Below are 24900 nucleotides of genomic sequence, written 5' to 3' on the forward strand. Positions count from 1 at the left end.
ATACTAGTGTGCCTTTTCATTCTACTTCTCTAAGAATATAAGTACAGACTCCATAATCTCTTCATAACCAATTTCTTGATAAATTTTATTTGATGTTGGATTTGCCAGATCAGTATATAATGTCGTTGTTCTGTAACCTTCATCTAACATACGTTGACTAAGTGCAGCTACACAATTTGATGCGTACCCTTTTTTCCGTTCTTCTTTCGGCGTATATACGAAATTAACTGTTATATTATTTGTAGTTGGTCTTGTTTTTGCAGCTACAGAGACTAATTTCCCGCCAACCTCCAGACCAAATAGACGGTTGGTAGTTATTAATGTATGTGCGGTTTGTTTCGCTTCCTCTTTCGTAGTAGGTAACTTCACGTCTTCACAAAATTGATATATCCATTTTTCTATTAATGGTAGCTCATCACTATTTATCGTACGAAAAATCCCATCGTTCCACTTCTTCTTTACTCGTTTTAATTCATATACACCTTGCTCCATTCCAACTACAATTTTTTTCTGTTCTAATATCGCAATCTCTTCAGCTAACTTCTTTATGACTTTCTTATTGCCAATGAAACCAGGAATATCCGGATATACTTTCGTTAACTCCTTTGCAAGTTCCACTATATCCTCTTCCGCAATTTCAGAAGTTGCAACAATCATTTGTCTTTCCACAGTTTGAAGAAATACAATCGTAACCTCTTCTCCACGTTTCGCTACCGCCATAAATATCGGTTCTTGAACAACTTGTAAAACGCCTAATATTAAATTATTTGCCTGCTCATTCTTTTCTAAAAATGATGTAACATCTTCTTTAAAACGGAGAACCTCTTCATATACGTGTAATTGAATCATCGACAATCTCTTCCCTCGATTTATATTTTAATTAAGTATTGGCGATTAATTCATTAAATCCTCCTTTTACGATTCAATAATATTTGAAACTAATGTGTTCAAATCATTTTCAGCATGCAAAACTCTCTTCTTTTCCTTCTCAAATATCTCTTCTTCTTTTCGAAAAGATTCTTTGCGTTTTTGAATCATACGCTCCATCTCTTTTTTACTCGGACCACCATATACATTTCTTTTTTGAATAAAAGCTTCTGGTGATATAATTTCTTTCCACTCTTCTTCTAATAAAGTTACTCTTAACTTTTCTTGCAAGTACATATTTACTTCTTTGAAATGTAATTCATGTAATTCTTTCTTCTGCTGCATAGACATATTCGCAATCGTACTTGCTGCATGATGTGCATGCCGGAATGGTATTTCATAGTTCTTTGTTAAAACATCTGCGAAATCTGTAATCGTAATCGCGTGTTTATATGAACGACTTTTTAACGTTTCCGCTTCTACCTTCATCGTTCGAATAACTGCGTTCATAATACAAAAAACACGAATCGCCTTTTCGATTCCTTTATATAAATACGGCTGCAAGTCATCCTCCGTATCGACAATATCGCCAAATGGTGTATTATGAATCATTTGAAATACAGTAAAGGCTTCCCCTAAAGCAGTACTCGTAATAGCGCGTGCATGTTCAATTGAAACAGGATTTCGTTTTTGCGGCATAATGCTACTTATTTGTACATATGGCTTCGCTACAGTAATCCCATCGTATTCTTTCGTCGCTAATAGTAAAAAATCATGAATCCATCTACTTGTGTTCGTCATAATAACCATTAGCAACGAACTAACTTCTAATAAATAATCCGCTCCAGCGACAGCATCATATGAGTTCTCAATTACATTTGTAAATCCCAGTAGCTGTGCCACTCGCTCTCGCTTAATCGGGAAACTTGTTGTAGAAAGGGCAGCTGCCCCCATTGGAGAATGATTTACAAAATGATACGCTTTTCTCGTTCGTTCCAAGTCTCTTTGCATCGTATCGTAAATTGCTAAAACATAATGACCAAATGTTGTTGGTTGCGCTGGTTGTGTATGTGTATACGCAGGCATAATTGTTCCCATATGTTCCTCAGCGAGCTCCAGCATACTTTCTTGCAGCAATAAATGATGTTCCATTAACCGTAATACATATTGCCGCAAACTCATGCGATACATCGTTACACCCATATCATTTCTACTCCTACCGATATGCATATTACTGACAAATTCACACTTTGCTTCTTGAGAAAGTAAATGTTCAACTAAGAAAAAAAGATCTTCATGTTGCTCTGTATATAGCAACTGATCCTTTGGAATTGCCCCTACCTTTTTAAGTGCTGTTAATATAGCTTTCGCTTCTTCTCTTTTCATTAGCTTTTCTTCAGTTAACATAATAATATGTGCCCTATGCACTTGAAACATATCTTTCAATAAATAATTACGCTGAAAATCAAATACATGCTGTAGTACACAGTCTACATATGTTTTCCCAGGGAAATCAGCGCCTTCATTTTTAATAAACTCTTCTTTACTCTGTTTCATCACCTTTTCCCCTTTCGCCTAAGTATTACTACCCATCATACCCAGCGATAGCTAAAAAGTGCTTGTACATAAAGTGAAACTTTAATCAGTGGGTGGTTCATCCCCCACTGATTATTAACCTTCACCAATCGGTCGTTTACGGAATAAAAATAAACTCGGCGCTCATAGCACCGAGTTTATTTAATAAAAGTCGCATCATACTTATCACTTTGCAACACTTGGAAGTGTAAATTTGCTAAATGTTTACGTATTTCAGCACTGTCATCTTCATTTAAATTATTCGCTAAAAATACAATTTCTGTACAGTTCCCGCGTTTATCCATTGCATAAACCGCTTTTGTAACTGTCCATGGTGTATAACCATTCTTTTGCCCCGCGTGTCTAAATGTTTTACGATATTTCTTGGCACTCATATCCGTTTCAACGATATCCGCCCACACTTTTTCTTCTGCTTCTGTCAAGCCACCTTTATGATTTGCCTTTTGAAGCAATACCATATAATCGTTTGCAGAAGCAGCCGGCAATCTATCCGACCAAATTTTATCGTAACGTTCTTCCAAATAAAGAGGAATTTCCTTCTGTAATAATGGGCCCTTCTTTTTTAAGCGTTCATGAATAATCATCGCATATTGACGATATTGCTCTTGAGACATTTCTTTTAGCTTTTTCTCTATTTTATATTTTGGAACATGTAGTTCTTTATGCAAATATCCCGGAATGTATAAAGATGAAACGATCGGAAATAGTGGTTGATGTGCAGGAAGCGATAAACTTTGTAAATTACGATTAATGTTATCTAATCCTAACACTTCCATTAAGTACTCAGTATTCGCATTTGAACTGAACTTAACCATACCTTTTGCAACTTCCTCTAAAGAGACTGCTCCTTCAGTTATTTTTTCTTTTTTTTGCAAATAACTTTGCCATCTGTCTTGTGCACCACCATCTGTATTCGGCACATAATAACGATTCACATCATTAATTGAAACGAAACTAGACGGGTCGATTTTCCCCTCTGTAACTTGTTTCGTATATTCAAGCGCCACAATTAACTTCATCGTACTAGCAACTGGCAATACAACATCTGGATTTACAGAATACACAACTTTATCATTTCTCTTTACTAGAAGAGCGCTATTTTTTTCATCTTTATGTTCTTCAATAAAAGATGCTATATACTGCGCATCATCATTATTTGAACTCCACACTTTTTTCACTAAAAAGTTACCCGAGATTAGCAAAACGAAAATACCCACAATCACTGCGCATACTATAGTTTTTTTCAAGTAAAATTCCTCTCCTATTGTGTAACTCTTCTCTATTTATCTCTTAAAAACAAAATAATGGAGATGATTATTTAAATAATCATCTCCATTATTTTAACTTGTATGCTCCTATTATGTCTACGTCATAATTTTCACAAAATCTTCAAGAAACTTTTTATAATGTAATGACCAACCAATTCTCACCCAATTTTTCAATGCTTTCGCATCAGGTTGCGGGCGAAAATCAGCGATACTTTCTCCTTTTGCAACTCCAACCGTATCGACATCAACACGGCGATACACGTAATCTAAAAGAGATGGATTTGCCGCTACCATCATTGTAACAACGTCATGTACTGGACTACCTGTTATTTTTGGATTTAACTTTTTATAAGCTTTATAATAATACGTAAATATCGGTTCAATTAACTTATTAAAACTTGTTTTAGAGTGTTTCGTAATATACTTTACCATCTCCGGCGTAATAATAGCTTCAGATGTAACGTTAAGTGGCACTAATGTCACATTCTTGGCATTTTGCATAACTAATTGCGACGCAATGGGATCACCATGAAAATTCGCCTCCGCGACTGGTGTAACATTACCAGGCATTAAGAAAGCACCGCCCATTATATAATACTCTTTCACATACTTCATCATCGGTTTTTCTAAAATAAATGCTGTCGCTAGTGTCGTTGATCTGCCAGCATCAACAATGATTAATTCACCTTTATACTTTTCAAGAATATCAAAAAATGCACAAAAAGGTTTTATATTAGGTGAAAATGCTTTTGGCGGTTTAATAGGACCTAAGCCATCTGCCCCATGAATCTCCGGGTAATACGTCACAAAATCCCCGGATAAAGGGATTTTCGCACCATTAATAACAGGTATATCTTCCCTTCCCGCCATTTGCAATAAATATGCCGCATTAGTCGTTGCTTTTTCTTGCGTTACATTCCCGTATCCTGTTACAACACCAACAATATCAACATCAGGATGCATAATTCCATACATGATGGCTAAAGAGTCATCAATTCCCGGGTCTCCCAAAAACAACACTTTTTTCATCGACCTCAACTCCATCCCCTCAGTTGTTATTAATTTATGAATAGTCATGGATATACAGAATAAAAAAGAATAAATTCATACGAAAAAACGCAGCCCTATACGGACTGCGTTCTCCATCTTATCTAGACGTTTTTCTTCATAGTAACCATACTGCCAATGATGTAAGCAATAAATGCAAAGCAGATTGGGAAGACAACTGTATGTATACCGAACGGGTTTGGATAGAAAAGATGAATACACATATATGAGCCTACCCCAACTAAAATGGAAGCGAGTGCTCCAGTTGCATTTCCCTTTCTCCAATATAAACCTAGTACAATCGGCCAAATGAACGCCGCTTCTAAACCACCGAAGGAAAATAAATTTAACCATATTAAAAAATCTGGCGGCTTAATAGCTGCAGCATATACGAGTAATCCTACGATACCAGTAATCAAAAGACTACCTTTCTTTATCGTACTATCTGCTGCATCTTTATTTATGTAATTCACATATATGTCCTTAATAATTGACGAACTTACAAGTAAAAGTAATGAGTTTACTGTAGACATTATCGCTGCCATTGGTGCAGCCAAGAAAACTCCAGCTAGCCAAGGTGGTAACACTTCCATCGCGAGTAGCGGCATCACTTTATCTGGTACCGTTATACCAGGAAGTACTACTCGTGCAAATACACCAGTTAAATGCATACCAATCATAATTGTACCAACGACAATCGTCCCAATGATAAGCGCTTGATGCATAGCTTTTGAATTTTTATAAGACATAGCACGCACACTAATTTGTGGTAATCCAACGACTCCGATTCCAATTAAAATCCAAAACGATGTCACATATGATTTCGTTAAACTGCCATCTGCTCCAAATGGTGTGATTAAATTCGGATTAATTTGAATGAGTTCCTGCATAATCTTTTCAACTCCACCACCAGCAATGACAGTAGCAATTAAAATGATTGTTGTTCCGACTAACATAATGATTCCTAATAACGTATCTGATAAAGCAACTGCACGAAATCCACCAATTAGCACGTACACAAGTACAGAAAATGTAAATAAAAATAGTGCTGTTGTATAAGAAAGTCCTGTTAGTGACTCAATTAATCGTCCGCCGCCAACCCACTGGGCTACTGTTGCTGAGAACAAAAAGATTATAATACATAACGCAGAAAGAACAACTACCGCTTTATTATTGTACCTTCCCTTTAAATAATCAATAAGCGTAATCGCTTCCATCTTCCTTGCGATAATCGCAAACTTTTTACCGATAACCGTTAAAACGATATATCCTGTTACAACTTGAATCGCTGATAATAGCACCCATCCAAGTCCCATATTGTAAGCAATACCAGGCCCACCGATAAAGCTACTTGCACTACCGTACGTAGCAATCATTGTCATAGCTAATAATAAGCCGCCAAGCTCACGTCCACCAAGAAAATATTCTTGTAAAAATTTATTATTAGCAGTTGCTTGTACACGTCTTGATGCGTATACACCAATTAAAAACACAATGATAAATGAAATTATCATTGGAATGATTACATACCAATTCATCTCTTATTCCTCACTTTTTTCTTCCTCATCGAGTGAAATATCTTTAAATACAAAACGAACAACTAAACTAAGCAAAATAACCATTACGATAAATCCAACGATACAGCTATAAAAAAACCATGATGGAAAACCTAATACATATGTATATTCACTTGGATCCTTGCTACCAAGCCCATAAGCAAATCCATACCATATTATAAAATTAATAATAGCTAATCCAAGACCAATTAACGCTTCTCTATGAGCAATTCGAAAGCGCGGATCATCATGATAATTCTTCATTTTCTCCCTCCTCTCACGATGTATAATTGTACCACTGTTCTTCTAGTTTTTCCTACTAGAAAACAAAAACGCGCAGGATTTTTTGTAATTGTATAGAAATACCATGTATCATTACATATTTTTTACAATTGTAACACAATTGAAATTTGAATTTTCAGTGTTTATTATTTATGATTTTAATTAGAGGCTTTTCATCTAGTTCCCACATCCTTGATTTCGGAATAAACGCCGTCTCGTACTGCGTTTACATTATATTTTCAAGGGGGTTATACAATGAGTCAACTAGCTGTAAATCTTCATGAAAAGGTAGAGAAATTTCTTCAAGGCACGAAAAAGTTATATGTAAATGGATCTTTCGTTGAAAGCGCTTCCGGTAAAACATTTAAAACACCTAACCCTGCAACTGGCGAAACACTTGCTGTCGTTTCTGAAGCTGGTCGCGAAGATATTCATAAAGCTGTAGTTGCAGCTCGCATGGCTTTTGACGAAGGTCCTTGGTCTCGCATGAGCACTGCTGAGCGAAGCCGTCTTATGTACAAGCTTGCCGATTTAATGGAAGAACATAAAGAAGAGCTTGCACAGCTCGAAACGTTAGATAACGGAAAGCCAATCCGTGAAACAATGGCAGCAGACGTACCACTTGCAATTGAGCATATGCGCTATTACGCTGGCTGGGCTACAAAAATCGTTGGTCAAACAATCCCTGTTTCTGGTGAATATTTTAACTATACACGCCATGAAGCCGTTGGTGTTGTCGGTCAAATTATCCCTTGGAACTTCCCACTTCTTATGGCAATGTGGAAAATGGGTGCAGCCCTTGCAACAGGATGTACAATCGTTTTAAAACCTGCAGAACAAACTCCACTATCCGCCCTATACTTAGCTGAATTAATTGAAGAAGCTGGATTCCCGAAAGGCGTTATTAATATCGTTCCTGGATTCGGTGAATCAGCTGGACAAGCTCTCGTTAATCATCCACTCGTTGATAAAATTGCATTTACAGGTTCTACTCCAGTCGGTAAACAAATTATGAGACAAGCATCTGAATCATTAAAACGCGTTACATTAGAACTTGGTGGTAAATCACCAAACATTATTTTACCTGACGCTGACTTATCTCGAGCGATTCCAGGTGCGCTTTCTGGCGTTATGTTTAACCAAGGGCAAGTATGCACTGCTGGGTCACGCTTATTTATTCCAAAGAAAATGTACGATAATGTCATGGCTGATCTCGTTCTATATTCAAAAAAATTAAATCAAGGCGCTGGTCTAAATCCAGAAACTACAATCGGACCTCTCGTTTCTGAAGAACAGCAAAAGCGTGTAATGGGCTATATCGAAAAAGGCATTGCAGAAGGTGCCGAAGTACTTTGCGGAGGCAACAAACCATTCGATCAAGGATATTTCGTTTCTCCAACAGTATTTGCTGATGTAAATGATGAAATGACAATTGCTAAGGAAGAAATTTTCGGTCCAGTTATTTCCGCATTGCCGTTTAATGATATTGATGAAGTAATTGAACGTGCGAATAAATCACAGTTCGGTTTAGCTGCTGGTGTCTGGACAGAAAATGTTAAAACAGCACATTATGTTGCGAGTAAAGTACGTGCTGGTACAGTATGGATAAACTGTTATAACGTCTTTGATGCAGCATCTCCATTTGGAGGATTTAAACAATCCGGCCTTGGCCGTGAAATGGGATCTTACGCATTAAATAACTATACAGAAGTGAAGAGTGTTTGGCTCAACTTAAACTAATGAGAAAGAACCTGATCTATCCGATCAGGTTCTTTTCATTATGTATTCCTTTAAACCTGCAGTCCCCCGCTCACGTTTAATACTTCTCCCGTAATATAAGATGCATAATCTGACGCTAAAAAGGCAGCTGCGTTTGCAATGTCTTCCGGTGTTCCAATTCTTCCAACTGGAATCGCTCCAACCATTTTCTCTTTCACTTTATCTGGTATTGTTTTTGTCATATCAGTATCCATAAATCCTGGACAAATCGCATTACACGTAATACCAAAACTCCCAACCTCTTTCGCTGCTGTTTTTGTTAAACCTACAACCCCTGCTTTTGTAGCTGCATAATTTGCCTGCCCTATGTTTCCTTCTCTACTAATTGAAGATATATTAATAACACGTCCATATCCTTGTTGTCTCATATAAAGAAGTGCTGGCTGCATACAATAAAAAACGCCAGTTAAATTCACTTGTAATACTTGCTCCCAAGCAGACTTCTCCATCTTATGTAACATTGCATCTCTTGTAACCCCAGCGTTATTCACTAAAATATGTAGTGTACCAAATTTTTGAACCGCATATTCAATTAACGACTTCGCTTCATTTTGATTGCTCACATCACATCGATATAAGCTCACTTCATATCCTTCATCCGATAACTCACGTGTCGTTTTTTGTAGCTTCTCTTCATTTACATCACTAATTAATACTTTAGCTCCTAATTTTGCAAAAACCCGTGCGATTTCTTTTCCAATCCCCTGCGCAGCACCTGTTACAACTGCTGTTTTTCCATTTAACAAGTCCATCCCTATCCCCCATTTCTATTAGCTATACTGTATATTTCGGCTCTATGCTTTCCAAATCCTCTTTGTATAAAAAAGTCTATTTGTGTCAAACTAACTTTGCAACGTCGCATAAAGTGAAACTTTAATCAGTGGGGAGTTTGTTCATCCCCCACTGATTATTAGCCTTCACCAATCGGGCAGTTAATCTCCCACCTAGCTTCTTTGTTCCATCTGAATTTTGAGGTGGGAGTTTTACTAACCATTTATGCGGGATAAAACACAAGGAGATTGTGTCGAATGAAAAAAAAGAATGTAAACCGAAACAAATCTGCTGATGGCATTGATGTTGAGTTCTCTCGCGAACTCGCTGACCACAATGACTTAGAAGCAAACGCACGTGCAAATGCCGCTGATGCACGTCAAAAACGCCAGTCATCAGAAAAATAAGGCACTACAACGTTCCTTATTCTTTTCAACAGGGACCTACTACCCGAAAAATAAACCGAGAGCCACTCTCGGTTTATTTTTTATATTTTTTTATATAATGTGCCAAAGCGAGCAATGGATATATATGTCCGTAACTATGATACCGAATATAAAAGCCACCCGGTAACCCGGTACCAGTAGGATATTCTTCATTCATAGTAGACTGCGCGAGCAAATATGAAATCCCTTTTCGAATAATTGGTGTTTCTTGATCATAGTAAGAAATGAGTGCATCAAGCGCCCACGCTGTTTGTGACGGCGTGCTAAAAGGTAAAGAAATAAATTTTTTCTCTACACTACTTTGACAGGATTCTCCCCACCCTCCGTCTTCATGCTGCAAATGCTCGAGCCATGAAGCTGCTTTTTTCAACGATGGATGAGTAGAAGGCACTCCTAATGCACGTAAGCCTGTCATTGCTGCCCATGTACCGTATATATAGCATATCCCCCATTTTCCATACCATGATCCATTCTGTTCCTGTACATCCATTAACCATTTGACTGCTTTCTTTTTTTGCTCTTCAGGCAATTCATTCGGTGCATACGTTCCGAATAATTCTAACACCCTACCTGTAATATCTGGTGTAGACGGATCAGTTATCATATCAATCGCATTTTCAATCGGTAAATTCGCTAGTAACTGGCTCGTTACACCTCGTTCAAAAGCTCCCCAGCCTCCATCATTGTTTTGCAATCCTTTTATCCATCCGACGCCTCTATCCCATGCACCATCTACTTTACTATTCCCTCTACTTCGCGCTAAGGCTCTAAGAGCAGCCGTTGTATCGTCTATATCAGGAATCGTTGTATTCACATCTGAAAATCCCCAGCCGCCAGCTATAATGGACGGTGCGTGTACACTCCAATCCATTTTCTTAGTCTGTTGTCTTTGTAGTAAATATTCCGTCGCCTTTTGAATTATCTTATTTTCTTTTATTACATTAGCTTCTTGCAATGAATAGCTAAGTAAAGCGGTATCCCATACGGTAGAAGGAGAATTTTGCAAATGACTTCCTCTGTCCATCTTCCATATATAAGATTTTAATCCTATCACAGCTTTCTCAATAATTGGAGACTGAATAGAGTGCCCTAGTGCAAGCAAAGCATAAATCATATAAAACGTAGCACTGGCGTAACTATATAATGTTCCATTTTCATCTATACGCTCCTTCATAAAGCGCTCTACTTCTTCGTATCCTTTATGATGTAACGATAATGGATAAGATATTACCTTTTTCACATCACCTAAAAACGATTGAAACAGCAGAGACCGCTCCTCTCGAAACCATTGCCCACCCCCACCTGCAATATGATTTAAATTTGGCAATAACTTTTTCTCTACACGGAATCTCTTATTCATACAAATCATCATCGGAATTAAATGTATACGTGCTGAGCTGCTTAGCCCAAATATACTGAGGGGGGAGTCATCTTGTAAAAATAATATTGGTGTTGGAAAGTGAAAAAGCGCAGGAAATTCATATTCTCCATGAATCGCTAATAAAAATTTCGTCATAAAATGAGCACGAGAAACTCCCCCGTGTTCCTTAATAAACGTTTCAGCTCGCCTCATATTCATATCTTCTTTCGAATATTTTTCCGAAGCAAGTAAAGCAGCATATGCTTGAATCGTCGCGGATAAATTCCCTCCTTTTTCATCTTCGTATAATTTCCAAGTCCCTTCATTTGTTTGAAGAGATACCAACCTTTTCACAAACGGTTCTATTTCGTCATTTCGCCCTAATAATTTGAGTAAAAAAATCATGTGACAATCCGTTAGCAATGCTCCTTCAAAACAAAATGACCACGTTCCGTCTTGCCTTTGCATCGTTTGAAGTGCAGTCGTTCTCCGCTCTATCTCCTCACGCACTTTGTCATATAGTAGCACACCGCTCACCCACCCTTTCTAAGTCCGTATACGATATTCGAAAAGCTAGATAAATATGTATGAAAACAAAGAAAAGCAGAACGTGTATTACACACATTCTGCTTACAAACAATACCCAACCCCGACAACAATTCCTAATAGTGCACCCACAACAACTTGATACGGTGTATGTCCAACGAGCTCATTTAACTTTTTATATTCTGTTTGTCTACCATGAAAAAAATCATTCAATATTTTCGCTTGCTTACTTACCGCAAGCCTTACTCCTGAAGCATCGTACATAACAATAATGGCAAAAATAGTGGCAACCGCAAATATTGGACTCTCCACACCTTCCACCACTCCGACACCTGTAGCAAGTGCAGTAACAGTCGAAGCATGCGAACTTGGCATTCCACCTGAAGCAAAGAACTTAGCAAAATCAAACTCGCCTGTTTTTATTAATTTAAAAACGACTTTCGTTAACTGTGCTAAAAACCAAGAAATTATAGCTGCTATAAGTGGATCATTATGTAAAATTGTTTCCATGTTTTTCAGCTCCTCACTGACTATAATGGAATTTCTATATAATATAAGTATAAAGAAAAATGCGTAGAAAATACTACGCATTATGATACTTTTGCTGATTTATTTTTAATAAATTTTGGTTGTTTCTGTAGTAGAAACTTTGTTTTCGCCATTGAAAAGACCAATAAAGCAATCCATATACAGAAAAACGCAATCATATGAGTAGATGTGAAATGTTCACCAAAAACGAACACACCTAAAATTAAACTAATAGTCGGTGCGATGTATTGTAAAAATCCTATCATATAGAGCGGAATAAGTTGTGCCCCTTTAGCAAAATAAAAGAGTGGTAATGCTGTAACAATACCCGCACCTATTAAAAGAAACGTTGATATTGCCGAAATAGAACCGAACGAACCGAAACCATGCACTCCTGTCATAAACAAATATATAAGTGCAAATGGCGTCACTAACATCGTTTCCATCGTAAGCCCGATTGTTGCGTCGTAATTTAATAATTTTTTCGTTAATCCATATAATCCAAATAAAAAAGCAAGTGAAAGAGAAACCCATGGAATTGATCCGAAACGTACCGTTAAAATAACAACACCTAATCCAGCTAAACCAACCGCAACATATTGCCAAAAATTAAGCTTCTCTTTTAAAACAACTGTACCAAGTAAAATACTTATAAGTGGATTAATATAATACCCAAGACTCGCTTCGATTACATGGTTATGATTTACTGCCCATATGTATACAAACCAGTTTCCACTAATAAGTACCGAAGCAATTGTTAATGACATTAATAATTTAGGTCGTTTAAAAAGGGCCACTAACTCCCCACCAAACTGACGAAACCTCTTCGTTACTCCTAAAACTAACAACATAAAAACAAATGCCCAAACGATGCGATGCGCTAATATTTCATCTGCCGGTACTTCCTCCACCCATTTCCAATAAATCGGAAGGACTCCCCACATCGTATACGCACCCGCCGCATATATAATCCCCTGCTTTTGCTCTGCTGTTTGACTCCCCATCTTCCCTGTTCTCCTCTTCTCTTTTTTTCTTCATTATAAGGTCTCATATACTTACTTTACCAATATTCAATCTGCATTTCTTTCGACATTCCTCTTACAAATCCCTTATATGTATAAAAACACTCCTACTGTTATAATCACGAGCACTGGAATACCGAAGACAAATTTACTTTTATGTGTCTTATGATGAAACATATACATACCAATCCAAGCTCCAACCGCCCCTCCAGCTGCAGCTGATAAAAATAACGTACTTTCTGGCGTTCTCCACTGCTTTTTCTTTGCTTTTCGCTTATCAAGCCCCATCATACTAAATGCTATAACGTTGATAATAATAAAATAAATCCATTTCATCTCTTTCTCTCCCTTAAAAAATTCGCTTTATGTTAACACGAAAATAAGGTGCGTACAAATAAAAATGGCTATAGGTTAAAAATAAATCTTTTTAGCCTACAACCATCATTGTAATACCTTATACTCTATTTCTAATCTTACTATGCTTTTTCGCGTATATAAAATAGATAAAAATACCTACAATAACCCAAATTGCAAAACTGATTAAAGTAGTCTTAGAAAGATTTAATGCTAAATATAAACAACTTACTATCGCAAGTATAGGTAAGAATGGAACTAACGGAGCTCGGAACGGTCTTTCCAAATTAGGATGTGTCTTCCTTAATACAATTACAGCAATAGACACAAATATAAACGCTGTTATCGTTCCCACATTCACTAAATTCGCCAACAAATTCAAGTCCAATAAACCTGCTAATACAGCCGCAATAATACCCGTAATCCATGTATTAAAAAATGGTGTTTGATAACGTTTATGAACACTCGAAAATCTTTTTGGTAACAAGCCATCTCGGCTCATCGAGTATGATACTCGAACAAATGCGAACATAGCAACTAACAGAACTGTTGTTAAACCAGCTATCGCTCCAACTGATAATAGACCAGCAATTCTATCCTCTCCTACAATACGCAGTGCATACGCAACTGGATCAGCTACATTCAGATCCGTAAATGGCACCATTCCAGTTAACACAAATGAAACACCAACATAAAGAATTGTACAAATGCATAAAGAGACCAGTAATCCGATTGGAACGTTACGTTGTGGGCGTTTCACTTCCTCTGCTGCTGTTGCAACTGCATCGAAACCTAAAAAGGCAAAAAATACAGTAGCAGCTCCTCCAATAACACCATGGTATCCAAAAGGAAGAAAAGGCTGCCAATTCTCTGGCTTTACATATTTTGCTCCTACAATAATAAATACTAAAATAACAGCCAGTTTAATAATAACCATTATATTATTTATACGTGCGCTTTCTTTCACACCACGACTTAGTAAAAATGTAACAACTAAAATAATAATAACCGCTGGCAAGTCAATAATTCCGCCATTCCCCATCCCTGGTGCAGAAGCAATGATTGCCGGAATATGAATATTAAACCCTAGTAGCAATGACTGAAAATAGGCTGACCATCCCGCCGCCACCGCAGAAGTAGCTAATAAGTACTCTAACATGACACACCAGCCAACTATAAAAGCAAAAATCTCACCTAATGTCATATATGTATACGAATACACACTTCCTGAGACCGGGACTGTAGATGCAAATTCAGCATAACAAAAGGCTACACAAGCACATACAATTGCAGCTAACATAAAAGATAATACAATTGCTGGACCAGCATGTTTCGCTGCTACAATACCTGTTAATACAAAAATGCCTGTACCAATAATTGCTCCAATTCCTAAAAGCGTTAAATCAATTGCTCCTAAAGTTTGTTTTAACACTTTTTTCTTTTCTTCATTCATTGCTTTCTTTATAAATAAACTCATTCGTAGAAACCTCTTTTTTCAAAATTATCCCTTACTCATTACAATCTTTATTACTGTTGCTATTACACATTAATAATATTCATGTTTTACTTTCACTCCCTATATAAACTCCACACATTAAATGGTTTAAAATCAGAAAAATCAATCTTCTGAAAACACGCTTGTTAACAGTCATGTTTTTAGAAGATTGATTGAATTTATCACACAATTAATTATATTGTCAACAATATAATTAATTCACCAACATTGAATAATTATAAGCAAAATAGCATTACAAAATATACGATCCCAATAACAAACACTGTCAATTCCCATTTTAATACACTTTTCATTATTTCAAAATTCATTTTTATACATTGAATTCAATGTAATCCCCGTATGTAAACACAATAAAACCAGTCAATTCATTATATAAAAATAACTATTCATCTTGTTAGACCGATTAACTTCCCTACAAATTGCAAACAGTATTTTCACTTAGGACAATAAAAAAAGCGCAGATGTTCATCTGCGCTTTATTCTTCCGCTTCAATTTCTGTACTACTATTATCGATATGTTCCTTTCGAGCTTCTTCTTGCAGCTCTGCTGAAGTCATTCCATAATAAATTTCTGGATATAATCCAAATATTTGATATACACTCCCTAAAAACGGCATCGGAATCCCTCTTTTCTAAAGTTGTATTGCCATTCTTAAGGATTCCCTTTTCGCTCATTATACATTCGTTTTTGGTGCTTCTTCTTCATCTTGGACATGTAATAAGTTTTGCCATTTTTTATAAGGTGCACTATTTGGATCTACATACCCTTTCGCATACGAACGATCCCACAATTGCTTAATAAACATCTCTTTTTCTTTCTTCGCAACCATATCCGCGCCTGTTCCGTAGTAATTTTGGAAATACAGCTCAATTTCATCAAGGAGTAGCCTTAACAAATCGTCAGATGTTTCTTCTAACGTCGGGTCATATTTCGCCTCACGGTCATACATTAAAATCATATCTAAAATATTATGGACATGCTCTTTACGAAGCCATCTAATATCTTGAGCACCTAATACAAATGGATGTGTATATAAATGCCCACCTTGTATCATTGCCTTTTCTTGTTCTTCTTCAAACCGGGACAAGATGTTTTCATAAATAAACGGATTATGAAGCAATGCTCTGTGCAACTTATAACTTTCGTTTGAAATATTTTTCCCCATCGACTGGATTAAAAAGCTACGGCCGACACCATTATATTGATACACGAATTGTCCATCAACAGCAACTAAACTAATCCAGCGATACATATACGCGTATAGAAGAGCACGATTACATTTATCGTAATCTAACTTCGTTTGCGTTGCATTCAAGTCTGGCATAAAGGCTGGTAAGTGCCAATATTTATCTAAATGCGGCGTCAAACTAGATTTTTTACTATTTAATTTGTTCACGCGGCGATAATACGATTGAAAGTAGTCACCTTTATCGTTCATAAAGCCATTTGCAATATGCCCAGATGAAAGCTTAGGAAAATCTTGTAGCGATAATCCATAATGAGCACGATAACAAATCACTTCAAATGGTGAAAACGCCTCGTTTACCGTATCTTTTTCTTTAAACATTTCTTGCAATAACTCTTCTTGCAATTCTTGTTTTAAAGAAGGGTGTACGCCCCAATATTGTAATTCTCTATGATGAGAAACTTTCGGAACGAACGGACTTGCTAAATGGAAGAGATCTTCAATTTTTTCACGAACGTATTCATCACGATCACGCTTCTTGAAATCTGCTTCCTTTCGCAGTGCTTCAACGATATTAAGCTCTAATTTGTCACGATAGCGCACTTGAAGTTCGTCATAACAATAACTCAATATATGTTCACGATAGAAGTCTTCAACCTTTTTCGACTGAATTTCTTCGGCCTTCGCATCACGACAATATTCCCCGTACAAGCTCATGTAAATTTCTGCTGATATATCTTTCGGTAGTACACCTAAATTTAAATGTTGCTGCATATCTTGCCAAATCTTTTCTTGCAATTTCTCTTCAGCTAATACGTATACATTCGTTGGGTTCGTTTTCCCCTCAAATTCTTTGCTTCGTTTTTGAATTTCAAACAATAAATTTTCACGTGTTTCGTGTAAGTTATCAAAAAATCTTTCCCAATATTGAATCATTTTATCAACTGCTTGGTATAGCGATTGATACACGAGTTCTAACAACATTTCTTTACGATACTCACTTAATTTGTGCACATATTGCGTTACGATATCTTCAAATTCTTTTTTGAACAAACGTTGCTGATTATAAAACATTTTCCCTACCCAGCCTTGTTGCTGAGCAATTTCAACGCGGCGAACAGCCGTTACCGTTCCATCAATATTACTCACATTAAATTTCTTATCGTAGTTTTGAATTAAATTACGCTTTTGTTCATTATTTTCATGTAGTCGATTCATCTTCTCTACTAACTGCTTTCGAATTTCATACAGCATAAAACGTGATGCGACTGGATGGACAGGATCCGTTTTCTTTAAAAACCATGTATTTAATTGATACGACTGTCCTTCTGAGCCACTCGGTGTAAAGCGATCTGATTCGATCATATCATATAAAAGGGTAGTTACATGTTCATGTACACGGCTCGGAATCGCATACGCATATAAACGAACTGCATGATCAACTCTCGCTACTTCACCTTTCATTTGTTCCATTATTTTAAGTTTCGCAGCTGATATTTTGCACTCATGCTGCAGGCGGTTTAATTCCTCATCTTTTTGCACTGTACGGTGTACATAGCTTTCAACAGCCTCTAAAAACAACTTAGACTTTGCGACACCGACCTTACCGCCCTCTGCTCCTTCACGCGTCTCATTGAACATTTGTCTATAAAAAATATGGGCCTGCTCTGGACGAGTAGCAAGATGCTCTAAATCTTCTAAATAACTTTTCCCGCGCTCTGGCTTTTCACGCTGCATACCACGTTTGACATCTTGGTCGTATCTTTGCTTCTTTTCTTGAAACAGTTGATCTAAATGAAGCCAAGATTCATCTAAACCTTGAACCGCCCATTTTAAAGCACAATATTTCAAAACGTGCTCATACGGATAAATAAGTTTTGCCGTTCCTGCTCCGCAATATCTACCTTTCCCGCTCGATTCTGCCAATTGCTGAATTTGATTATCTTCTTGTGCAAAATGATTTGCAGACATTGGACTAAATAACTGTAAATGAATTGTATTTGCCATTTGCTCCATATAATCTGATAAATTGTGCAAATGGTGCCCATGTAAATTTTCATAATCATATAAGAAGCAATAATTGTACGGTAAATGATGCTGCTTTATCGTATGATTCGTTCTTCCATCTTCATCCACTTGATCAGGACGATATTCTAATTCAATCGTGACGCCGCCTCGTTTTGATAATTCACCGGTAGAGCCGAGTGTAATAGCATGTAATTCTTTTAACGAGGCATAGCCGTTTGCTTGCACCGTTTCAAACTCTTTCGCACTAACCGTTCTCGTCTTCACTAAAACGTCTGGCATTAAAAACGCACCGCGAATTAAAATGTTGTGATGCTGCAATTTTTTCCGAAGCATTTCACGCAAATATAATGCGATTTGTAAAAACATCCCTGAACCTGTTCCGCCAGCTAGTGACGTTACAATAATGACACGTACACCATATTCTGTCTGATCACTTGTAACCGGAAAAATCTTCTCGATTTCTTGCCAAAACGATGTCAGCTTATCTTCTTTCATCGCTGCACGTAATGCTAAACGTGAAATGACACGCAACTGTCCGGCCCCTTCTGTTAATGGTTTATCAAGTATAGTCGGGTCCATCGGAAACCACTCCGGAATCGTTGGATCTCCTGCAATATACTCCCTCGGTGTTTTACTCGAGCTCGTTTGCGTCTTAAACTTTCGAATATGATCAAATTTACTCAATGTATTCACATCTGTATCAAATACGTGCATTGCTACCTTTTTTCGGCGCTCCTCAGGCAGTTTTTCATATATTTGATGTGTCACAGTACTACCGATTCCACCTAAACCAATTAATATCGTTGGAACTTGTAATGTCATGTGAACCACCTTCCTATTCTTGCTTGTTTAAAATAAAAGGGGAAAGAGCGCAAAGAACCCACCAGCTCTTATCCCTATCCACTATTCACATTCGTACCTGTAAATTTCCTTACCATACCCTCTATCAATTACTAAAAGTTCATTTGGATACAGCGTCTTATGTTCCATCCCTACCTCATCCTCTGTTATAAACATTCCATCAATAATCATCCCAACTACTTGTGACTCTTTCGCTACAAATATAGATTTCGATCCTTTTTTCGCTATTAATGTTACAGATTGCACCGTCTTTCTTTCTGCTCGGAATGGAATACCAAAATAGTGCTTCCACCATTTATTTTTAAGTAACTCTGGTTCGGATTGATAAAGCCAATCTTTCGCTACTTCTTGATCCCATTCATAATATAATAATGCTTTTCGGTGAAATCTCGGACGAACAATCCATCCTAAAATAATAATTCCTACTACTAAAAGTAATAAAGTGATAGGAATTACAAATTTAAAAATGAGCGCATATTTCTCAAAAAATGGCGCATTTTCTATATGAAGTACAATCTTTTCCTTTACTTCTTGTAATTTTGAATCATTAATCGTGATGGTAGCTTCTACGGTGCCTGTATCTGTAAAATTGAATGTGTCGGAGTAATAAGGTCGAGGATAAACGTAAATTTGATTATCATGTTGTTTTACTTCATAGTTGATTGATTGATTGGATGTGACACCAGTAGATTTTAATAGTTTCTTTACAGCCTCTTCTGTCATCGGTTTACCATCTAACTGCGGCTGTAAAATAAATGGTTTACTATTTTCCAAATTCGTTACCTTTTCTTCGTAACCTTTTGTAACAGTTTGAAGTGTTAATTTTGGTTTTTCAGTTGGTTCAATCTTGAATTCTTTCGTCTGCCTATAAAATCCCTTTATGTTCATATGAACTTTTCCGCGTACTAACTCTTTGCCAACTTTTGTCTCATAATAAAATAAATGTCTTTTATCATCCCACTTCATCGGATACTGCTTTCCGTCTATTTCTACTTCTGCTTCAAAATAAGAAATTTGAATTGGTAGCTCCGTAGGTTTTGCTTCAATAACAGCCGTTACTCCTTCGTACATTTTCTCAACATTTTTTCTATCTTTATCATCTTTGTCATACGTAGAAAGAGTATAATTAAGCGCTGGTTCAACAAGTACTTGTAACCCTTCTTTCTCAATATCTTGATCCACTTCTATCGTATATGTCCCTGGCTTAATCACTTCCTGATTCGCTGTACTTACATGCACAATATTTCCGAATAATTTAGCTTCTCCTGGTGCATGTATGGAAAAAGAAGACTGCACTTGTAACGGTTTAGAAATTTGCATAACTTTATATTTAGACAAAGACGATGATTGTCGTACAAGCGTCATACGCTTTAATGGGAACGGCGTTGTAATTTCTATTTTTTTCCCTACTATTTTCGTTTTGACAATTGTTTCAACCGAGGAGAAAGGGTCACGATTGGCAACCAATGCTGCCACTTGATTTACACTTTTTACAATGCCATCCTCACCACTAGATGGCATCGTAACACCATTTATCTCTTTCTTCCATATTTCTTTAAACATATTTAGCTGTTCTTTTTCTTGCTGCCCTAAATCCTCTTCCATCGTGATTAAGACTGGATGTAAAGAGATCTTTTTCGAATCCATTTCTTTCTTAAACTGTGCTAACTTCTGTGTAATTTGTTTTTTTCCGCCAACCTTATCTTTCTCCAAATCATTAAATGCCCCGTCAGTTAATACAATAAGCCAAAATTCACGTTTTCCATCTATATCTGCTTCCTTTTTTATAGATTGCATCGCCGTTTCTACTGCGCTAAATGGAGTATTTAAATATGTTTTCCACGCGCCGATCCCATCAATTTCTGTTTGCTTTCGATCCTTTGTTAACGAAATGTTTAACGGATCATTTGGCTTACTCATTGGAACGTAAGAAAATTTATCTTTCTCATCTAATAGCGCAACTAAACTTTGCAAGGCGTAATTGGCATACTTCCAGCGATCGTTATTTCTCATGCTGCCCGAATCATCATATACAAGTGAAACGACCCTTTCTTTTGCCTCCTCTCCTTTTGCAAAAACTGAAAAAGGTAAACATATAAATAGAAACAGCATGAACGTGGCACAAATTCGAATTTTCATGATGAGGCTTCGCCACCTTTGTAGACAAATTCCTATGTTTAAATTTATGAGAGGAAACAAGATATATGACTTGTATTTTAGGACAACAGTTCACAACAAGTACATTATGTAAACAAAAATGAACTACTCCCATATTATATTTTGAGTTTTTTCCTTATTATATATATCTAAAATAACACATAGCTTTCATACTTTTCCCACTATAAATTCCACCACTAAAGTTTGATTTTCTTTTCAATACAAGAAATAAAAGAGCACGCTATAATTAGCGCACTCTTCATTTTTTCACGTATACTTCAACAATCGGATTTTCCTTTTGATCTGCATGTAAACGTATATTCTCTTCACTTGTATTGTAAATACTAGCTAACAGCATAACAGTTAGTAAGTTAGGTATCTTCGCATCGCTTCCGTATTTTCTTTCAAGCGCCTCCTTATATTCAAAATCTAAATCTCCTTGCACATATGTATACACTTCAAAACCATCCTTCAAATTACATATGACCGTATCAATAATATCCGCCCCCACTTGTTTCTTTATTTCCCCCCGCAATGCTTCAATAAATTCTTCCCAAGGAACTTCGTACGTCTGAAATTGGTCTGTAGATTTCATTTCTCTTCCTCCTCGTTATGTATCCTGTATCCTGTTCGTATATTTCCCCTTTCGTATAACAATTATGATAGATAGGTCATTCGTACAAGCCGCACTTGTCCTGCTTACATATCGTATTACGGTAATACGGAAGGAGGAAAGAACATGCATAGAAAAAGATGTTATGATACATGCCAACGTTATTTCGGTAAAGTTGTTCGAATTGAAGATCGTGATGGTCGCATTCACTTAGGCAAAATAATCGATGTAACAAACGATTCTGTTTGGATTGAACCAATGCAACAGCGCTCAGCTTTTGATACAGGATTCGGATACTATAACGCATATTCAAACGGTGGATGTGATATTTGCGGTGGTATTAGCAGATGTGATAACTGTGGATTTGGATGCGGTGGTGGATTCAGTGGTGGATTTAGTGGCTGTGGATGCGGCGGTCGTGGTTGCAATAGTTGTGGCTGGGGCGTTGAACTCGGATTTGGCTTTATTTTTGGAATTACTTTGGCTGCATTATTTTTCATCTAACATAGTAAAGAGTTGACTATTTTTAGCCAACTCTTTTTCTCTATTTTTCACATATAAAAATGCGATGACCTAAAATATGTTGGTACATAAGCAGTACTTGTTCGTGTTGTACCCACGCCTCATACAATTCTTCTGGAATAAACGGTGATACATTCCACTCCAGCTCTTCCCTATGTCCTGCAACTGTTTCTGCAATAGTTCCGCCGCCCGCAATTGTAATTCTTTTAAAATTTGCTGCTTTAAATAAATGAATCCACTCATTTTCAGTTAATAATTCTTTCATACCGTATAACTGTCCAATCTTTTCTTCCTCTTTCTTCTCAATATGCTTTTCGGTAATCATTTCAATGACAACAAGCTTTCCATTCTTCTGTAATACACGATAACATTCCGAAATAACCTTTTCTTTATTTGTAAAAGCGAGTATAGATTCTCCAAGTACAAGCTCAAATGAATCATTTAAACACGGTAATCCTTCTACATCGCCTTGAATCAATTGTATATTTAAACCATCAAACAACCATCTATCTTTCGCTTTTTGAATCATAATTTCATTCTTTTCAACCGCTGTCACTTTATAACCCAATTCTTTTGTCATATACGCCGCTGTTTTCCCCGTGCCGCAACCTATCTCAAGAACATTTGCTCCGTGTCTAAGTGGCAATTGAGATAGCAATTGCTTTGTTAACGTAAAACCACCAGGATGAGCACTCCCTATTCCGTAATAAGCTAGAAAATCGATGTATGTGTTTCGTTTCATGGGATTCTCCCTTTTTTATTTTATATATTCCAGAAAGGGAGAAAAGTGCATAAAAAAAAGGGCGCATCGCGCGCCCTCTCTTTTACTTATCTTCAGAAATATATGCCCATTTGTAGCTGTAATCTCCACCAACTGGATGGTGAATAATACCTTTTACTTTCGCTCTTTGAACAAGAGCATCACCACGTTGATATAACGGTGCAATTGCAGCATCTTCAAGTAGCATTTTCTCAGCTTTCAGTAAGCTATCCCAGCGCTCTTTCGTTTTCGTTAATAACTCGCCTTTTCCTTTTTCTACAATTTCATCATATTTCGGATTTGAATATCCAGTTTGGTTATGAGGTCCATTTGTAACGAACATATCAATGAATGTCATTGGATCTAAGTAGTCAGGTCCCCAACCAGCGTAAGATAAATCATAATCTAGATCTGATTCTAATTTTAATTTTTGTTTAAACGGTTGGTTTTTCAAGTTCACTGTTAAGCCCGGTAAGTTCTTCTCAAGCTCTCCTTTTAAGAACTCACCTACTTTTTTCGCGTTATCGCTATCGTAGTTTAATAGCTCAATCGTTACTTGCTCTTTTCCAAGCTCTTTTTTCGCTTTTTCCCAATGCTCTTTTGCTTTTTTTACATCTGTTTTTAAAATATCTCCGTTATCTTTACGGAAGTCTTTTCCATCTGGACTCTTCGCAAATTCTTTTGGTACTAAGTAATCTGCAGGTGTAGATCCGTCATTTAAAATTACATTCGTTAAGCCTTTTTTATCATATGCCATTGCAATCGCTAAACGTAAATCTTTGCTCTTTAATACTGTATCTTGATTACCACGTTTTTGGTTTAATCGTAAGAAGTACGTTGACGGTGTTTTTTGTGTAAAGAAGTCTGGATTTGATTTATATTTGTCAACCATTTCAGATGTAAGTGCCGCACGATCAATTTGTCCACTTTCATATAAGTTTACACGTGTACCGCTATCTTTTACTACGTTAAAGTTGATTTCATCTAACTTAACTGTTTTATTATCCCAGTATTGTGCATTTTTCTTTAACTTCCAACCTTCTTCATGTTTCCAGTCTGTTAATGTAAATGGTCCGTTGTATAACGTTGTATCTGATTCTAAACCGTATTTTTCTCCTTTTTCTTTTACGAATTTTTCATTTAACGGATAGAATGTTCCGAATGAAGTTAATTCTACAAAGTACGGAACTGGATTTTCTAATTCTACCTCTAATGTGTAGTCATCTACAGCTTTTACACCTAACGTATCAAGTGGTGCTTTCCCATCATTAATTGCCTTTGCGTTCTTTAAATCAAACATAATGTATGCATATTCCGCTGCTGTATTTTTATCTACCGCACGTTGCCAAGCATATACGAAATCTTTCGCCGTTACAGGTTCTCCATTTGACCATTTCGCATTTTTATTTAATGTGAATGTATATTTTTTACCATCATCACTCTTTTTATATGATTCAGCAACCCCTGGTGTTGCTTTATTATCTTTATCAAGTCGATATAACCCTTCCATTACGTTGTTTAAAGCAAGAAACGATACTTGGTCTGTCGCTTTTGCTGAATCCATAGATGGAATCTCTTGGCTCTCTGTTAAATTAAGTACTTGTTTTGCAGCTAATTTTCCGCCTTCTTTTTCGCCGCTTTTCGGCGTTGTGCTTGCCTTCTCTTTATCCCCTGATCCAGAGCAAGCTGTTAATGCCATACTCATTACTAGAACTGGTGCTACAACCGCTGTTAATTTTGTCATCTTTTTTCTCTTCATTTTTTTGTACCCTCCCCAATTATATGTACGATATTAACAGTTAGAGATTCTCTATTAACTTTCGTTATCAGAAAA

Annotated in this window: 21 protein-coding genes; 3 read left to right on the plus strand and 18 right to left on the minus strand. The window is 36.7% G+C overall.

The genetic code is table 11. The features are described from left to right. Window positions 1-21 precede the first annotated feature (21 nt). From BAQ49_RS25915 to BAQ49_RS25940, 6 genes are all read right to left on the minus strand, one after another. A complete protein-coding gene (locus tag BAQ49_RS25915) occupies window positions 22-849 on the minus strand; it encodes a GNAT family N-acetyltransferase (RefSeq protein WP_071747628.1) in 828 nt (275 codons plus the stop codon). A gap of 66 nt (window positions 850-915) precedes the next feature. Next, entirely contained in the window at window positions 916-2424 is a 1509-nt protein-coding gene (argH, locus tag BAQ49_RS25920) for an argininosuccinate lyase (protein WP_071747629.1), read from the minus strand. A 176-nt stretch (window positions 2425-2600) separates the two neighbouring features. Next, the gene (locus BAQ49_RS25925) at window positions 2601-3710 is read right to left on the minus strand and encodes a serine hydrolase (protein ID WP_071747630.1); all 1110 of its coding nucleotides are present in this window, start codon (window positions 3708-3710) and stop codon (window positions 2601-2603) included. 117 nt (window positions 3711-3827) lie between these two features. Beyond that, window positions 3828-4760, minus strand: a complete 933-nt coding sequence (locus tag BAQ49_RS25930) for a nucleoside hydrolase (RefSeq protein WP_071747631.1) — start codon at window positions 4758-4760, stop codon at window positions 3828-3830. 122 nt (window positions 4761-4882) lie between these two features. After that, window positions 4883-6316: a sodium/pantothenate symporter gene (gene panF, locus BAQ49_RS25935; protein ID WP_071747632.1), complete on the minus strand. Its 1434-nt coding sequence runs from the start codon at window positions 6314-6316 to the stop codon at window positions 4883-4885. Between the two features lie 3 nt (window positions 6317-6319). Next, on the minus strand, window positions 6320-6598 hold the full coding sequence (locus BAQ49_RS25940) for a YhdT family protein (protein ID WP_071747633.1): 279 nt from the start codon (window positions 6596-6598) through the stop codon (window positions 6320-6322). 273 nt (window positions 6599-6871) lie between these two features. On the opposite strand from BAQ49_RS25940, the gene dhaS reads away from it, so the two are divergent. Next, window positions 6872-8356, plus strand: coding sequence for an aldehyde dehydrogenase DhaS (gene dhaS / locus BAQ49_RS25945; RefSeq protein WP_071747634.1), 1485 nt, complete (start codon window positions 6872-6874; stop codon window positions 8354-8356). A gap of 50 nt (window positions 8357-8406) precedes the next feature. On the opposite strand, the gene fabG is transcribed toward dhaS, so the two are convergent. After that, on the minus strand, window positions 8407-9147 hold the full coding sequence (gene fabG / locus BAQ49_RS25950) for a 3-oxoacyl-ACP reductase FabG (RefSeq protein WP_071747635.1): 741 nt from the start codon (window positions 9145-9147) through the stop codon (window positions 8407-8409). Window positions 9148-9423: 276 nt separating this feature from the next. On the opposite strand from fabG, the gene BAQ49_RS25955 reads away from it, so the two are divergent. Next, a complete protein-coding gene (locus BAQ49_RS25955; protein WP_071747636.1) occupies window positions 9424-9573 on the plus strand; it encodes a YfhD family protein in 150 nt (49 codons plus the stop codon). Between the two features lie 73 nt (window positions 9574-9646). On the opposite strand, the gene BAQ49_RS25960 is transcribed toward BAQ49_RS25955, so the two are convergent. The 9 genes from BAQ49_RS25960 to BAQ49_RS26000 all read right to left on the minus strand — a co-directional run bounded on the left by BAQ49_RS25960 (window position 9647) and on the right by BAQ49_RS26000 (window position 21766). Beyond that, window positions 9647-11500 (minus strand): terpene cyclase/mutase family protein, encoded by a 1854-nt coding sequence (locus BAQ49_RS25960; RefSeq protein ID WP_071747637.1) that lies wholly within the window; start codon window positions 11498-11500, stop codon window positions 9647-9649. A 102-nt stretch (window positions 11501-11602) separates the two neighbouring features. Continuing rightward, a complete protein-coding gene (locus BAQ49_RS25965) occupies window positions 11603-12028 on the minus strand; it encodes a divergent PAP2 family protein (protein ID WP_071747638.1) in 426 nt (141 codons plus the stop codon). Window positions 12029-12108: 80 nt separating this feature from the next. Continuing rightward, complete coding sequence (gene rarD / locus BAQ49_RS25970; protein ID WP_071747639.1) at window positions 12109-13050, minus strand: EamA family transporter RarD; 942 nt, start codon at window positions 13048-13050, stop codon at window positions 12109-12111. A 105-nt stretch (window positions 13051-13155) separates the two neighbouring features. Further along, window positions 13156-13404, minus strand: coding sequence for a DUF1294 domain-containing protein (locus tag BAQ49_RS25975; RefSeq protein WP_000871335.1), 249 nt, complete (start codon window positions 13402-13404; stop codon window positions 13156-13158). Between the two features lie 118 nt (window positions 13405-13522). Continuing rightward, window positions 13523-14899 carry a branched-chain amino acid transporter BcaP gene (gene bcaP, locus BAQ49_RS25980; RefSeq protein ID WP_071747640.1) on the minus strand — a complete coding sequence of 459 codons (1377 nt, stop codon included), beginning with the start codon at window positions 14897-14899 and terminating at the stop codon, window positions 13523-13525. Window positions 14900-15414: 515 nt separating this feature from the next. After that, window positions 15415-15555 carry a phosphonate ABC transporter permease gene (locus tag BAQ49_RS25985; RefSeq protein ID WP_071747641.1) on the minus strand — a complete coding sequence of 47 codons (141 nt, stop codon included), beginning with the start codon at window positions 15553-15555 and terminating at the stop codon, window positions 15415-15417. 57 nt (window positions 15556-15612) lie between these two features. Next, window positions 15613-18975: a tubulin-like doman-containing protein gene (locus tag BAQ49_RS25990; RefSeq protein ID WP_071747642.1), complete on the minus strand. Its 3363-nt coding sequence runs from the start codon at window positions 18973-18975 to the stop codon at window positions 15613-15615. An 81-nt stretch (window positions 18976-19056) separates the two neighbouring features. After that, entirely contained in the window at window positions 19057-21153 is a 2097-nt protein-coding gene (locus tag BAQ49_RS25995) for a vWA domain-containing protein (protein WP_071747643.1), read from the minus strand. 277 nt (window positions 21154-21430) lie between these two features. Continuing rightward, window positions 21431-21766 carry a hypothetical protein gene (locus BAQ49_RS26000; RefSeq protein WP_071747644.1) on the minus strand — a complete coding sequence of 112 codons (336 nt, stop codon included), beginning with the start codon at window positions 21764-21766 and terminating at the stop codon, window positions 21431-21433. A 144-nt stretch (window positions 21767-21910) separates the two neighbouring features. Here BAQ49_RS26000 and BAQ49_RS26005 point away from each other — a divergent pair, with 144 nt between their 5' ends. Continuing rightward, complete coding sequence (locus BAQ49_RS26005; RefSeq protein ID WP_071747645.1) at window positions 21911-22288, plus strand: hypothetical protein; 378 nt, start codon at window positions 21911-21913, stop codon at window positions 22286-22288. Between the two features lie 40 nt (window positions 22289-22328). On the opposite strand, the gene BAQ49_RS26010 is transcribed toward BAQ49_RS26005, so the two are convergent. Together BAQ49_RS26010 and BAQ49_RS26015 are read right to left on the minus strand one after the other, a co-directional pair. Further along, the gene (locus BAQ49_RS26010) at window positions 22329-23048 is read right to left on the minus strand and encodes a class I SAM-dependent methyltransferase (protein WP_071747646.1); all 720 of its coding nucleotides are present in this window, start codon (window positions 23046-23048) and stop codon (window positions 22329-22331) included. A gap of 82 nt (window positions 23049-23130) precedes the next feature. Beyond that, window positions 23131-24825: a peptide ABC transporter substrate-binding protein gene (locus tag BAQ49_RS26015; protein ID WP_071747647.1), complete on the minus strand. Its 1695-nt coding sequence runs from the start codon at window positions 24823-24825 to the stop codon at window positions 23131-23133. Window positions 24826-24900 lie beyond the last annotated feature (75 nt).

This window comes from Bacillus proteolyticus (assembly GCF_001884065.1).
GTDB lineage: Bacteria > Bacillota > Bacilli > Bacillales > Bacillaceae_G > Bacillus_A > Bacillus_A proteolyticus.

What these genes read in the sequence shown, in the direction of transcription:
- BAQ49_RS25915 (WP_071747628.1), bottom strand. Translation starts at nt 849, where the DNA reads ATGATTCAATTACACGTATATGAAGAGGTTCTCCGTTTTAAAGAAGAT.
- argH (WP_071747629.1), bottom strand. Translation starts at nt 2,424, where the DNA reads ATGAAACAGAGTAAAGAAGAGTTTATTAAAAATGAAGGCGCTGATTTC.
- BAQ49_RS25930 (WP_071747631.1), bottom strand. Translation starts at nt 4,760, where the DNA reads ATGAAAAAAGTGTTGTTTTTGGGAGACCCGGGAATTGATGACTCTTTA.
- panF (WP_071747632.1), bottom strand. Translation starts at nt 6,316, where the DNA reads ATGAATTGGTATGTAATCATTCCAATGATAATTTCATTTATCATTGTG.
- BAQ49_RS25940 (WP_071747633.1), bottom strand. Translation starts at nt 6,598, where the DNA reads ATGAAGAATTATCATGATGATCCGCGCTTTCGAATTGCTCATAGAGAA.
- dhaS (WP_071747634.1), top strand. Translation starts at nt 6,872, where the DNA reads ATGAGTCAACTAGCTGTAAATCTTCATGAAAAGGTAGAGAAATTTCTT.
- fabG (WP_071747635.1), bottom strand. Translation starts at nt 9,147, where the DNA reads ATGGACTTGTTAAATGGAAAAACAGCAGTTGTAACAGGTGCTGCGCAG.
- BAQ49_RS25955 (WP_071747636.1), top strand. Translation starts at nt 9,424, where the DNA reads ATGAAAAAAAAGAATGTAAACCGAAACAAATCTGCTGATGGCATTGAT.
- BAQ49_RS25965 (WP_071747638.1), bottom strand. Translation starts at nt 12,028, where the DNA reads ATGGAAACAATTTTACATAATGATCCACTTATAGCAGCTATAATTTCT.
- rarD (WP_071747639.1), bottom strand. Translation starts at nt 13,050, where the DNA reads ATGGGGAGTCAAACAGCAGAGCAAAAGCAGGGGATTATATATGCGGCG.
- BAQ49_RS25975 (WP_000871335.1), bottom strand. Translation starts at nt 13,404, where the DNA reads ATGAAATGGATTTATTTTATTATTATCAACGTTATAGCATTTAGTATG.
- bcaP (WP_071747640.1), bottom strand. Translation starts at nt 14,899, where the DNA reads ATGAGTTTATTTATAAAGAAAGCAATGAATGAAGAAAAGAAAAAAGTG.
- BAQ49_RS25985 (WP_071747641.1), bottom strand. Translation starts at nt 15,555, where the DNA reads ATGCCGTTTTTAGGGAGTGTATATCAAATATTTGGATTATATCCAGAA.
- BAQ49_RS25990 (WP_071747642.1), bottom strand. Translation starts at nt 18,975, where the DNA reads ATGACATTACAAGTTCCAACGATATTAATTGGTTTAGGTGGAATCGGT.
- BAQ49_RS25995 (WP_071747643.1), bottom strand. Translation starts at nt 21,153, where the DNA reads ATGAAAATTCGAATTTGTGCCACGTTCATGCTGTTTCTATTTATATGT.
- BAQ49_RS26000 (WP_071747644.1), bottom strand. Translation starts at nt 21,766, where the DNA reads ATGAAATCTACAGACCAATTTCAGACGTACGAAGTTCCTTGGGAAGAA.
- BAQ49_RS26005 (WP_071747645.1), top strand. Translation starts at nt 21,911, where the DNA reads ATGCATAGAAAAAGATGTTATGATACATGCCAACGTTATTTCGGTAAA.
- BAQ49_RS26010 (WP_071747646.1), bottom strand. Translation starts at nt 23,048, where the DNA reads ATGAAACGAAACACATACATCGATTTTCTAGCTTATTACGGAATAGGG.
- BAQ49_RS26015 (WP_071747647.1), bottom strand. Translation starts at nt 24,825, where the DNA reads ATGAAGAGAAAAAAGATGACAAAATTAACAGCGGTTGTAGCACCAGTT.